General features: G+C 40.7%; 10 protein-coding genes. 1 reads left to right on the top strand and 9 read right to left on the bottom strand.

What is annotated here, in order from left to right; translation table 11 throughout:
• Positions 1–170: 170 nt before the first annotated feature.
• From LC090_RS04160 to LC090_RS04135, 6 genes are all read right to left on the bottom strand, one after another.
• Positions 171–809 carry an SDR family oxidoreductase gene (locus LC090_RS04160; RefSeq protein WP_226655560.1) on the bottom strand — a complete coding sequence of 213 codons (639 nt, stop codon included), beginning with the start codon at positions 807–809 and terminating at the stop codon, positions 171–173.
• A gap of 82 nt (positions 810–891) precedes the next feature.
• A complete protein-coding gene (locus LC090_RS04155) occupies positions 892–1938 on the bottom strand; it encodes a GGDEF domain-containing protein (protein WP_226655559.1) in 1047 nt (348 codons plus the stop codon).
• A 206-nt stretch (positions 1939–2144) separates the two neighbouring features.
• The gene (locus LC090_RS04150; protein ID WP_226655558.1) at positions 2145–3248 is read right to left on the bottom strand and encodes an NADH:flavin oxidoreductase; all 1104 of its coding nucleotides are present in this window, start codon (positions 3246–3248) and stop codon (positions 2145–2147) included.
• Positions 3249–3504: 256 nt separating this feature from the next.
• Positions 3505–3972, bottom strand: a complete 468-nt coding sequence (locus LC090_RS04145; protein ID WP_226655556.1) for a divergent PAP2 family protein — start codon at positions 3970–3972, stop codon at positions 3505–3507.
• Positions 3973–4169: 197 nt separating this feature from the next.
• Positions 4170–6092 carry an endonuclease MutS2 gene (locus LC090_RS04140; protein ID WP_226655552.1) on the bottom strand — a complete coding sequence of 641 codons (1923 nt, stop codon included), beginning with the start codon at positions 6090–6092 and terminating at the stop codon, positions 4170–4172.
• A 406-nt stretch (positions 6093–6498) separates the two neighbouring features.
• Positions 6499–7266 carry an SDR family NAD(P)-dependent oxidoreductase gene (locus LC090_RS04135; RefSeq protein ID WP_226655548.1) on the bottom strand — a complete coding sequence of 256 codons (768 nt, stop codon included), beginning with the start codon at positions 7264–7266 and terminating at the stop codon, positions 6499–6501.
• A gap of 196 nt (positions 7267–7462) precedes the next feature.
• On the opposite strand from LC090_RS04135, the gene LC090_RS04130 reads away from it, so the two are divergent.
• Positions 7463–8815, top strand: a complete 1353-nt coding sequence (locus tag LC090_RS04130; RefSeq protein WP_226655544.1) for an alanine/glycine:cation symporter family protein — start codon at positions 7463–7465, stop codon at positions 8813–8815.
• Between the two features lie 39 nt (positions 8816–8854).
• On the opposite strand, the gene LC090_RS04125 is transcribed toward LC090_RS04130, so the two are convergent.
• From LC090_RS04125 to LC090_RS04115, 3 genes are all read right to left on the bottom strand, one after another.
• Complete coding sequence (locus tag LC090_RS04125) at positions 8855–10609, bottom strand: ABC transporter ATP-binding protein (protein ID WP_226655543.1); 1755 nt, start codon at positions 10607–10609, stop codon at positions 8855–8857.
• Positions 10610–10766: 157 nt separating this feature from the next.
• On the bottom strand, positions 10767–11402 hold the full coding sequence (locus LC090_RS04120; protein ID WP_226655542.1) for a nitroreductase family protein: 636 nt from the start codon (positions 11400–11402) through the stop codon (positions 10767–10769).
• A 108-nt stretch (positions 11403–11510) separates the two neighbouring features.
• Positions 11511–12008, bottom strand: coding sequence for a Crp/Fnr family transcriptional regulator (locus LC090_RS04115; protein WP_226655541.1), 498 nt, complete (start codon positions 12006–12008; stop codon positions 11511–11513).
• Positions 12009–12046: the final 38 nt, after the last annotated feature.

Genomic DNA, 12046 nt, shown 5'->3' with positions numbered 1-12046 from the left:
TGACCTATACCACATTATCACTAGTTCGCTTTCATCGCAATTTTTCCGTCGAAAAATGATGAAAAAGTCACTAATTATTTTTCTATAACGACGTAAGAAATACAAGGAGTAACATTATCCAACAGAAAAAAGAGACTTAACGTCCGTTAAGTCTCCCACAAAAATCAACTCTATAGCTGACCAATTGCATCACTTATGTTGAGATCACCGTCTAGAACCTCAAATGAACGATTAAACGTATGCTCATTCTCTAGAACTTCAGCCAGAACAGCCGCTACATCTTCGCGTGGAATTTGACCGGATTTATCTTCTAACGTTTCAGAAGCTCGAATTTTTCCTGTACCAGGGTCATTAGAAAGGCGACCTGGACGAAGAATGGTGTATGTTAAGTTCGTTGCTTTTAAGTGCTCATCGGCACGTTTCTTCGCGTATAAGTAAGGCTTCATTTCATCTGGTCCTTTTTCTGGGTAATCGGACCCAACTGTACTTAGCATCACAAAGCGCTTAATGCCCTGTTGTTTCGCTTCATTAACAGCTTTAATTGCACCTTCCTGGTCAATCATGATCGTTTTATCGGCACCAGTGTGTGGGCCAGAACCTGCAGCGAAAATGACCGCTTCACAGCCATACAACGCTTGGGAGAAATCTTTCTCAAGATCACCGAGTACGGTTTTCCCTCCAGCATCTTCAATCGCCTTGACTTGGTCTGTATCGCGAATCATACCAACTGGTTCATGACCGCGCTCAGCTAATTTCGTAATTAAATGTGTACCTACTTGTCCGTTTGCTCCAATAACGAGTACTTTCATGACAATTTGTCCTCCTTTAAAAACCTTAACACTTGTTATATTCCGCAAATTCATCTTTTTAAACCAGCGAATGTGCAAAGTGCTAAAAGCAGACCTGATTTCGACCATTTTTCTTTGCTTTATATAGAGATTTGTCTGCTCGTTCAACCGATGCCATTAACGGCTTTTGTTGGTCGAGTTCAGCTAGTCCAATTGATACAGAAACATCTTTTATTTCTTCTCCCATTTCGGTGATGAATTGCTGTTTACTCAAACTTTCTTGCAACGTTTTCATGCGATGGTACGCCTCTTCCTTCGTTGAAGCTTCAAGCATAACAATGAATTCTTCTCCTCCGTATCTTCCAACAAGCCAATCATCCTGCTCTGAAAGAAAAGTGGCAAAGTCAGCAAGGACACGATCGCCATTCAAATGACCATACGTATCATTGATTTGTTTGAAAAAATCAAGGTCAAGCATCGCTACCATTTTCTTTAGGTGACTTTCATGGTCTGTCGCTTTCCTAAGAAAACTTCTCAGGTTTAGGAGCCCGGTTAGAGAGTCGTGTTCAGCATAAAAGCGAAGTTGTTCACTCATTTCAAGGTTTTTTGTACTCGTTTGAATAAAGAAATACATAATCAAAGCAGACAGCTGAAAAGAAAGAAAACGAAGAAAATAGGAATAGATCGTAACCCCGTCTGAGATGATATAACCGATAATTGCATCAGAAATTAACCAAATCCCAACAAAATAGAGAAAGAGATTTAAATAAGTCAGATTTCGAAACAGCCGCTCACGAATAAGGAGTGTCACCATTGTCGGAATCAACATGGTAAAAAGAAGCTCCAACATAACAAACTCTCCTGGAAAAGCGAAGCGAGCCAGTGATGCGATAATGAGTACCGGGACGCCAAATTTATATCCATGATAAAGGACAAGAATAACCATCGGAATTGTCCGTAAATCAAACCAATAGTCATTAAGAATGACGGGAAGTTGATAGAGGAAAATGATACCAATGACTACAATTAGCACGTGAGCGATTGCAACAACTTGATTGGGCCAGCGCTTCTGAAAAGCAATATAATATACGCTTTGGATACAAAGGTGCATAAATAGTAAGATTGAAAAGTTAGCTAATAATGATTCCATCGACCGTGTCACTTCCATAAAAGTTATTTTTCCATGACTGTTCTTTATCGATTCTACACCTATCCTAGTATTTTGGTAAATAATAGTATGTGTTTATTTTTAGATAAGCCATAAAAAAATCAAGTATTCCTTTACATGTTGTAAAGGAATACTTGATTTTAAACCTGTTCATTACGTTTTGCGACCGGTATGATCGCTTTATTTATTTAGTATAATTTTTGTAAAGCTTCTTTATTAAATGGAAGGAGATCATCCGCTCGTCCATCACGCACTTTCCTTACCCACTCTGGATCCATTAATAACGAGCGACCAATCGCAACAAGATCAAACTCTTCATTCTCAATTTTTTCAATCAAACCATCAAGACTAGTTGTATTTGCTCCAGCGAAGCTTGTAAATTCGCCATCAAGCCCTACTGAACCTACTGAAATAACTGGCTTACCAGTCAACTTCTTTGTCCAACCTGCTAAATTCAATTCTGAACCTTCAAATTCAGGCTCCCAGAAGCGACGTGTTGAGCAGTGGAAAATATCGACTCCAGCTTTAACGAGCGGCGTAAGAAACTGAGCTAACTCCTCAGGTGTCGTTGCGAGTTTCGCTTTGTAGTCGTGCATTTTCCATTGAGAAAAACGGAAAATAATTGGGAAGTCTGGCCCAACTTCGCGACGGCATGCTTCAATAATTTCAACTGCGAATTGCGTTCTACCTACAAGGTCGCCACCATAGCGATCAGTGCGTTTATTTGTCTGTTCATAAAAGAATTGGTCGATTAAATAACCATGTGCGCCATGAAGTTCAATTGCATCAAAGCCGAGTCGTTTCGCATCTGCGGCAGCCTGAGCGTATGCTTCAACAAGCTGTTCAACTTCTTCTGTTGTCATAGGCTCATTTACCTTCTCGCCGGATAAAGCTAGACCAGAAGGGCCAACCGGCTGTGCTTCTTCGTTAGGTAGTTCACCCATTTTCCGAGTCATCCCAACATGCCAAAGCTGAGGTGCGATCTTACCACCTGCTTCATGTACTTCTTTCACAACATTTTCCCAGCCTTTAAGTGCTTCTTCACCATGAAATACTGGAATACTTGCACCGGAAACGGATGAAGGATGGTTAATGCCAGTTCCTTCTGTGACGATTAATCCGACACCATTCTCAGCTCGACGACGATAATATGCGGCTACATCTTCACCTGGTACATTTCCTGGTGAAAAGCCTCTCGTCATAGGTGCCATAACCGTACGATTTTCTAAAGACAATTTTTCGCTATTGAACGTTTTAAATAACGCTTCGGTAGATTTTTTTGTATGTGTCAATTTGATTTCCTCCTCTATCCTTCGTGCACTTCATATTATTTCAAAATCGCATTTTAAATGAAAGCAATCTGTTTGTGTGATGTGCTTGTGGTGTGATTGATCCTGAAAATGCTGTTAATTCCGCGATACTCATCATCATTCCGAGAAAAGTCGATTTTTTCTGCGATATTTGAAATAAAACCGCGTCTTTTCGATCAATTCCGTGATCTGCCTAATGAAAAAAATCATAGGCAATGCGCCTATGATTTCCTTTCTCTTATTTATTCTCATATTTAGCCGAAAGAAAGCCTAAAGCTGCTCCTAAAAGTGCGCCACCTAAAACCTCAACAGGCTGATGTCCAAGAAGCTCTTTCAACTCTTTTTCTCTTTCCACGAATTGCATGCTTGGGTAATCGCCTGAAATGGTTGCCAGGTTATCTTCTAAATCGTTTACGAGGGCAGCAATTTCTCCTGTATGACGCCTCACTCCCTGGGCATCATACATCACAATTACTCCGAAAATAGTCGCTAGAGCTGTTTCCGTGTGACGAGATCCTTTGTTTGAGGCAATGTAAGAAGTAAGTGCCGCAACACCAGCGGAATGCGAACTTGGCATGCCACCGGTCGTCGCGACTTGCTTCAAATCCCATTCTCCCGTCAATTTCTTATGGGTTAAAATCTTCAACCCTTGAGCAATTGCGATCGATGATACGGCTGTTAAAATTCCTCTGTTCATTTTTTGCATCTCTCTCATCCTCCACTTTGCTATCTTTTCTGCTCGAGCAGAATGTTCTAGTAGATGCATTACCCTTTTTAGCGGAATTTTACGCAGAGAGATTGGTACTTTTGGTACTTTAGGAGGGAACCGTTTTCGATGAAAACGACAGAAAAACATGTTCACTCTTGCGACAAAGCAGGGTTTCGGCTTATATATGCTTTTCACTACTCTTCATAATCAATTTTCAAGCCATCCACATGCTTTCGATTCATTAATTTCTTTTTCTTCCTGTTCTCAACAGTTTCAAAAAGAATGTCAAAATCATAATTCTCAGGGTAAAGTTCGCTTGCAGGCAGAAGAAGCTTTAAGCGCTTGGCGTGAATCGTCTCTTTTTGTCCATTAATCATGACAATAACGTTCCCGAACTCATCCATCGGTTTATAAACAATTCCTTTTTCCTCCATAGAAGGTATCGCTACGCTGTCCCCAATAGCATACTGTTCAAAGTGCTTTTCAATCTTCTGCCGACTACGTGGTTTTTCAACTTTTTTACTTTTGAGTTGTTGTTCATAGTGCCAGTCACGCTTTTTATGATCGCCCTTATCGTAAACTTCCTTCTCTTGATACGTAATTTCATGAGCACGCTCAATAATCTTCGGATGCATGCCTAGCCTGAGGGCAATTGCAAATGCCTGACTTTCACCTGGTATGCCCATGCGAAGCTTAAATGTTGGACGCAATGATTCTGGATCAAACTCCATGGATCCATTTTCAAAATCTGGATGAGCAGATGCAAAATTTTTCATTTCGCTATAGTGGGTGGTGGAGAGAATCGTTGCACCAAGGCGATTCAATTGTTCTAAAATCGAAACGGCAATTCCCATTCCTTCACCAGGATCTGTGCCTGAACCAAGTTCATCTAGAATGACAAGAGCATCAGGCCCTGCGTCTTGTAAAATCGTAATGATATTTGAAATTCGTGAAGAGAAGGTACTGAGCGACTGTTCAATACTCTGACCATCGCCAATGTCAACAAGAATGGCGCCAAACATTCCAAACATAGAAGATTCTTCTGCTGGAATGTGTAAGCCACATTGCACCATCATTGCAAGAAGACCAACTGTTTTAATGGCAACGGTTTTCCCTCCTGTATTTGGCCCAGTAATCACTAAACCTTTATAACCTTTTCCAAGTTCAAGAGTTAGCGGAACAGCTTCTTTTGCTAACAAAGGATGGCGACCATTGCGCAGTTCGATCATTGGCTCAGGTGATAACTGAACTTGACTGCCATCAATCGCTACACTATATTTCGCTTTGGCAAAAATATAATCATAGTGCGTCATCGTTTCAATGTTAATGGCGATTTCGTGTGCATGTCGCTCCACTTCTCCTGTTAGTCTGCTAAGAATGCGCTGCTCCTCCAAGTATTCATCTGCCTTTAATTCATTTAATTCTATTTGAACTTTTTGAACTTCCTCAGGCTCAATATAAACCGTTGAACCACTTGAGGATTGATCATGAACCGTTCCTTTAATTTGTTTACGATATTCCTTTTTCACCGCAACCACATAATGCCCATTGCGATCACTAATGATTGTATCCTGTAGTGCTTTTCGCTTAGAAGACGAGCGCAGGAGCTGATTTAGCTTCTCTTTCACCCGTTCTTCATAAACCGTGACTTTCTTTCGAATTCTTCCAAGCTCTTTACTTGCTGCATCGTCAATCTCCCCATTTCGTATCGCTCGTTTTAACTCTTCTTCAAGATCCCTAAGGTCATAGAGAGAATGCACATAGCCTGAAATTATAGGAGCTAACCACTCTTTCCCGGCCATGAACTGCTTCATTTTTCTCCCACTTGCAATCAAATCAAGTACGGTTGTGAGCTGGTCAGGTCGTAGTGCAACTCCCTTGTTTAGTTGCTTCATCACTTGAATAATGCCATGAAGACCATGAAGAGGAACGCTTGAGCTCTTTTGGATAATGGCTTTTGCTTCTGTTGTTTCATTTAATCTATTTTGCACCACTTTTGACTCATGTGAGGGTTTCATTTTCTGAATCTCACTTTTCGCTTCTTCAGAAAGCGCATAGTGGGCGATCTCGCTACGGATTTTATCAAATTCTAGAGTTACCATCGTTTGTTCATTCAATTTTCTTCCTCCTCAGTCGTTTGTTCATCATATAAAGCGTTCGTTCAATTAACATATACACACCTTTCTTCCAACGAAAAAAAGAGCTACAAATGAACACAGGTTCACTCGTAGCTCTTTTATAAAAGGGTAGACTTCCCCAATTCCCATGCTTAAAAAAGCATATAAAAAGCCGCGCACAGAGGCGCAGCTGGAATGGTCGTCAACATTCATGAGCTTAATCTGTGTTCTTAACTAATTTGACAGAAGGCAGATTTAAATAAGCATAGTATCTATGCGCCTTTAAAAACCAAACTGTCTATAAAATTACGTTAGTTAAGAATCACCGATAACATAAACTTTTCCCCTTTTTCTTTTCAGGTTAAATATATTATAAGGGATGACGTCACTTCTTTCAAGCCCACATCTAAAAGGCGTGTGAAGTCGTCCCACCATCAATGACAAGGTTCTGACCTGTCGTATAGCTAGAATACGGTGAGGCAAGATAAAGAACAGCAGGAATTAGCTCTTCCAACTGACCAATACGGTGCATCGGATTACTTCCGTTTATTTTATTAATAAGTATCGGATTCTCGAGCGCTTTTTCGTTAAATGGTGTTTTTATGAACCCAGGGCTAATCGCATTCACGGTAATGCCAAGCGGAGAGAGCTCTTGTGCAAGCTGCTTTGACAATTGTACAACTGCCGCTTTACTTGGACCATAAGGTGTTGAGAATGGCAGACCAACTTCACTAGCCATGGATGCGATGTTAATGATCCGTGACCCCTGTTGTTCTTTTAAATCAGAAAGAACAGCTCTTGTCATCATATAAACAGATTTCACATTGGTTTCCATGACGTCATCCCATTCACCTGGTTCCAATTCCTCGATAGATTTCCGCACCGTTTTCCCGGCATTGTTAATGAGAATGGTAATTGAACCTAGCTTCTTGTGGATTTCCGTTACTAATTCTTTGATACTCTCTTCCTTTGTAACGTCACAAGAAAATGGAAGAACTTCTCCATCCGTTTCTTTGCTTATTTCTGTTGCGGTTTCATTCAGTACCGTAAATGTTCGCCCTACTAGGGCCACTTTAGCACCAGCTTCTGAGAGAGCATGAGCGATTGCTTTTCCAATCCCTCTTCCGCCTCCCGTTACGACAGCTACCTTGTTTGATAGATCAAAGTACTTCATATCCTATTCCTCCTCTCCTTTCTCTACCATACAAAAGAAATTTATTTTAATCGAACAAAGTGCACTAACCCACATTAGAAAGCGCTATTTTCTATCATTCGACAATTTTATGAAAAATTTATTTTGTATTATAAAGGTTATTGTGGTAATTTGTTAGAATATTTAGTATTAACATACATAAAAGGAGGAGTTCTTATTGGAAGCAGCATTAAGTAGTATTAGTGGATTTGTATGGGGGTGGCCTCTGCTCGTCCTGCTCGTTGGAACGGGTATTTACCTCACAATCCGTCTTGGTTTTCTCCAATTCACCATGCTTCCATATGCGTTGAAGCAAGCCTTCACGAAGAAGCAAGACAAAACATCTGAAGGTGATATTTCTCACTTCCAGGCGTTAATGACTGCTCTCGCTGCAACAATCGGAACAGGGAATATCGCCGGTGTTGCAACAGCGGTTTTTGTGGGGGGACCTGGTGCCGTTCTTTGGATGTGGATCAGCGCGCTCTTTGGCATGGCCACAAAATATGCAGAAGCCATTCTCGCAGTTAAATACCGTTCGGTGAACGCAAACGGTGAAATGTCAGGTGGACCGATGTACTACCTTGATAAAGGCCTTAATATGAAGTGGCTTGGTATGATCTTTGCATTCTTTGGTGCATTTGCTGCATTTGGGATCGGAAATATGGTGCAATCAAACTCAGTTGCTGATGCAGTCGCTACTTTTGGAATTGCCCCATGGATTACGGGTCTGATTCTCATGCTTTTCACTGGAATGGTTATTCTTGGTGGGATTAAAAGCATTGGTAAAGTAACAGCTTACTTCGTTCCTGTAATGGCCTTATTTTATGTTATCGGGGGATTAGTCGTTATTTTCATGAACCTTGATCTTGTGCCTGCTGCTGTATCGCTTATTTTCTCAGATGCCTTTACAGGTGAAGCAGCTGCTGGTGGTGCGATTGGTGCCGTTATTCGTTACGGTGTTGCGCGTGGTGTATTCTCGAATGAAGCCGGACTTGGTTCCGCTCCAATTGCTGCTGCAGCTGCGAAAACCGATTATCCAGGACGTCAGGCTCTTGTATCGATGACCCAAGTCTTCATTGATACGATTGTTGTCTGTTCAATTACTGGCATTGCGCTCGTTATGGGAGACCTTTACGGAGGCGACTTGAATGGTGCGGCTTTAACTACCGCAACATTTGAAAAGTTCCTTGGCGTTCCTGGCGCACTCATTGTGACGATTGGCCTTATTCTTTTTGCTTATTCTACTGTTCTTGGCTGGTCGTATTATGGAGAAAAGTGTTTCTCTTATCTGTTTGGAGACGCATCGATCAAATATTACCGCTTCGTTTTCGTATTAGCCGTTTTTGTAGGAACAACGTTAAAACTAAACGTTGTTTGGTTACTTGCAGATATCTTCAATGGCTTAATGGCACTACCAAACTTAATCGGCCTACTCGGTCTATCTGGAGTTGTGGTTGCTGAGACAAAACGTTTCCTTGAGAAAGTAAAAGAAGAAAAACGCGAGGCGCATTCCACAGGCGTTTCAAATTAACTAACGTGTAGGTGTCGGGTCACTCCCCGACACCTTTTCTTATGAGCTTTCTTCCATTTGAAACTGTTGTTGCGCAAGTTCCTTATAGAGATCGCTTTTCATAAACAATTCTTCATGAGTCCCTTGTGCAGATACCCTTCCATTTTCCATAACCAATATTTGATCTGCATGCACAACCGTAGACAGACGATGAGCAATGACAATTGTCGTTCGATCTTTCATTAAATTGTTCAAAGCACGTTGTACCTGACCTTCTGACGTACTATCAAGACTCGACGTCGCCTCGTCTAACAAAAGAATCGATGGATTTCGTACAATCGCGCGAGCAATCGCAATTCGCTGCCGTTGCCCCCCTGAAAGCTTGATTCCTCTTTCTCCAATTTCAGTATTAAGTCCATTCGGAAGATCCTGAATGAAAGGCAGGGCATAGGCTTGTCTGGCTGCCGCTTCTATATCTTGATCCGAAACTTCTTCTTCTAATCCATATACAATATTTTCTTTAATGGTCCCGGCTATGAGTGGACTCTCCTGTGACACATAGCCGATTTGCTTCCGCCAGGACACAAGTGAAAAACAAGTGATCTCTTTATCTCCTAGTTTAATTTCACCCTCCTGTGGTTGATAGAAGCGTTCAATCATAGAAAAAGTCGTTGTTTTTCCGCTACCGCTAGGACCAACAATCGCCGTCACCTTCCCTGGTGGTACTTCAAAAGAAGCTTTTTTCAATACCATTTCCTTCCCATATGAAAATTGAACATCCTTAAACGAAAGGACTTGGGCCGGATTTTCCACTTCTTCCCCTTTTAGACGGTCTTCACTATCATGATCAAGTAAGAACTGGAGTCGTTCTGTAGCGCCCATTGCTTTTTGGATAGCTGTTAGGAAACGCGCCATCGAACTAAACGGAATAATGATCTGAAACAGGTATAACAGAAAAGCAACGAGTTCTCCTGCCGTTAATTCGCCAGTCGACACGCGAACGCCACCATACCCCACAATAATGACAAGCACCCCCATCAACAGTAGTGTCATGAGAGGCATGAGAAGCGCATAGATTTTCGCTTCCTTCATACTATAGCTAAAAACATTTTTAATACCGTTCTTTCCATTTTCCTCTTCTACATTCTCAGCCATTGAGAATTTGACGAGACGAACTTCTGATAACACCTGGGTAATCGTTGCAGTAAATTTAGCCGTTTCTTCCTGCAAACCTTTTGATACTTTATACATTCGTTTTCCAATAAAGCGGATGCCAATCATCATAATTGGCACCACTGCAAGTAAGATCGCCGTTAATTTCCAATCTAAATAGAGTAATATTCCTATTGATCCGACAATGGAAAGCGTGCTCGTTAATAAACTAATCAAATGATTTGATACGAGATCCTTTATAACTCCTGTATCATTGACGATTCGGCTTGTCGTATCTCCCACACGATTATGATCAAAGTACGGAATTTGAAGAGAAAGTACTTTCTTCATTAATCGCTCTCTTAAACGAGCGACAACCGTTTCGCCTATATATAAAAGCAAATACATGGATAACCCCGAAAAGATCGCTTGAACGATAAAAGCAGCGATTAATAACGTGATAACCCCTGACGAAAGGGTGCTATCTGAAAGCTGATCCACTAAATTTTTTGTGAAAAATGGAACAATTAAACCAGCGATTGTTCCAATCATACTCATTGCAATAGCTACAGCTACGAGAAGTTTCGACGGGTTTGTATCTCGAATTAACTTAAATAACCCACGCCAGTTCATCTTTTTCTCTTGTTCGGCTGCCTGTGCCATTTTATCCCCCCTTATTCTCTCTTTCTAGTATACCGTCTTCACCTGTAAAACCATGAATTTTGATTCGTATTTTAGATGAATCCTTTTTATTTGATGATATAAGAGTTCCCAATAGAAAAAGGAAGGGCCACTGCCCTTCCTTTTTCTAAATCTATACTTAGAAACTTTCTTTTATAACGACGCGCTCAAGTGGGAAACGTGCTGTTCCATATGCTTCAACAGCCGCTTTACCTACAGAAATAAGCATTGTAGGAACATAGCGTGTAGGAATGTTGAACTCATCAACAAGTGCAACCGGATTAAATCCACCCATTGCAACGGTGTCATAGCCTTTTGCTTTTGCAGCAAGCATCAGCTGCATCGCCGCCAATGAACTATTTTTAATCGCTTCACTTAACGCAAAACCTTCACGTTCATATGCACCATTAATTTGACCAACAAGCGTTTCTTTAACCGCATTGTCCATAAAGCCTAATTCGACAGCTTGTCCGTATATTTCTTCCGCATGTAAGTTAGCTTCCATGTCACCAAGGATAACAATGGTAGCTGAGCTATCCACAATTTGTTGTTGGTTAAAGGCAATTGGAAGAAGCTTTTCTTTCTGCTCGTCACTTTCAATGACAAGAAACTTCCAATGCTGTAGATTCCATGAAGAAGGAGCTTCGATTGTTGCATTTAGAATTTCATTCATCTCAACTTCAGGGATTTTAACGCCTTTTTCAAACTTTCTAACAGAATGACGATCTTTCATTACATCTAAAACACTCTGATTTTCTTGAACACTTACAGACATTTCATTTCTCTCCTTTTAATCCATCAAAATTTCTCTCTATGTTATTCGTATCTTACTTCATCAATTATACAGTAACACAATTAATTACAGTTAGAAAACAGAAATTTATTAGCAGTTGTGGCAGTATCTACCCTTCTTGCCATTGTTTTTATTTACCCAGCTTTGAACCCCGCTCTTCACCTGTTGGATAAATGAAGGTGCTTTTCGTTCTGGGAAATCAAGGGTTAGTTTAAGCTTAGACAATTCAGCAGTTAACTTAATTGCTAATTCAGGGTACGCTAGATAAAGTGCTCGGTAGGACGTTTGATCTAATTGAATGAGCTCAACATCAGTTACCGTTTTAGCATACAAATTTTGATGTACAAAAATCGAGCGGTTTCCTAAAACATCTTGGGCCGTAAGAACGGCAAGCGGTTCTTCCATATTATCAGCATGATAAATGGCGATGCTTCCACTTCTAATGATGTAAACGTCACGATTCGTATGCTCTGGTTTTATCAAAAACCTACCTTTGTTACGTTTAATTAACTGACCAGATCTTTCTAATCGATTCCAATCTTTCATATTAAACTTACTTTCGTTTTTTGCCACCAGACTAGTACTCATGTCTGCTCACCCCCAATAGGTTATTGAAATATTTTTTA

Origin of the sequence: Guptibacillus hwajinpoensis, assembly GCF_020524165.1 — a bacterium.
Lineage (GTDB): Bacteria > Bacillota > Bacilli > Bacillales > Guptibacillaceae > Guptibacillus > Guptibacillus hwajinpoensis_D.
This window is presented reverse-complemented; position numbering and strand designations above follow the sequence as displayed.

What these genes read in the sequence shown, in the direction of transcription:
- LC090_RS04155 (WP_226655559.1), bottom strand. Translation starts at nt 1,938, where the DNA reads ATGGAATCATTATTAGCTAACTTTTCAATCTTACTATTTATGCACCTT.
- LC090_RS04125 (WP_226655543.1), bottom strand. Translation starts at nt 10,609, where the DNA reads ATGGCACAGGCAGCCGAACAAGAGAAAAAGATGAACTGGCGTGGGTTA.
- LC090_RS04160 (WP_226655560.1), bottom strand. Translation starts at nt 809, where the DNA reads ATGAAAGTACTCGTTATTGGAGCAAACGGACAAGTAGGTACACATTTA.
- LC090_RS04135 (WP_226655548.1), bottom strand. Translation starts at nt 7,266, where the DNA reads ATGAAGTACTTTGATCTATCAAACAAGGTAGCTGTCGTAACGGGAGGC.
- LC090_RS04120 (WP_226655542.1), bottom strand. Translation starts at nt 11,402, where the DNA reads ATGTCTGTAAGTGTTCAAGAAAATCAGAGTGTTTTAGATGTAATGAAA.
- LC090_RS04145 (WP_226655556.1), bottom strand. Translation starts at nt 3,972, where the DNA reads ATGCAAAAAATGAACAGAGGAATTTTAACAGCCGTATCATCGATCGCA.
- LC090_RS04115 (WP_226655541.1), bottom strand. Translation starts at nt 12,008, where the DNA reads ATGAGTACTAGTCTGGTGGCAAAAAACGAAAGTAAGTTTAATATGAAA.